This window comes from Cyanobium sp. NIVA-CYA 375, from assembly GCF_056108345.1.
The window spans coordinates 1-579 of the sequence record NZ_JBSYHW010000398.1 but is presented as its reverse complement, the minus strand read 5'-3'; the positions used below and the strand labels follow the sequence as shown (position 1 = coordinate 579).

The window sequence follows — 579 nt, the reverse complement described above, 5'->3', positions numbered from 1 at the left end:
AGTAAGTCCCGGCGGCGAATTCCTCGAAGGCGGGCAACGCATCATCGCTCCATTGCGCCTCGGCTTCGAGCGAGAATGTCCAGTTCGGAACCGGGCGGTATTCCGCCCCGGCCTCGCCACGCACCACGAACGGGGTCGGGTCAGCCTCGATCCGGCTCGGCGGAGCCTTGCCGCCGACAACGCAGGCGAGCGGATTGGCACGGCAATCGGGGCTGGCGTTGAAGATGTCGATCCCGTGGCGCGCTTCCAGCGCAAACCGGAACCGGCTCTTCGGTTCGTAGGACGAATAGCCTCCGACCCGCGACACGCTCGCCTTGTCGACGAACTCGCCGGAAACCCGGCCGAACAGGGTGCGCACCCGGTCGCGGGTAAGCAGCACGTTGTTCACGTCGACATCCTGGTCGACATAGTCGAGGCCGAAATCGCCGACGATGGTCGAGGTGCGGCTGCGCCGGAACGGATAGCTCGCCTGGATCGTCGCCAGGATGGTCTCCGACTCGACGTCGAAGCCGGGCAGGTTGATGTCGGGATTGGTGACGCTGTAGGTCAGCGATCCACCGATCCGCAGGCCTTCGCTGC

Annotated in this window: 1 protein-coding gene; it reads right to left on the bottom strand. The window is 65.6% G+C overall.

Annotated elements, in window-relative coordinates; genetic code table 11:
* Positions 1–579 (bottom strand): hypothetical protein (locus AC01FP_RS18795; protein ID WP_474482441.1); only part of this gene is annotated, 579 nt, incomplete at both ends.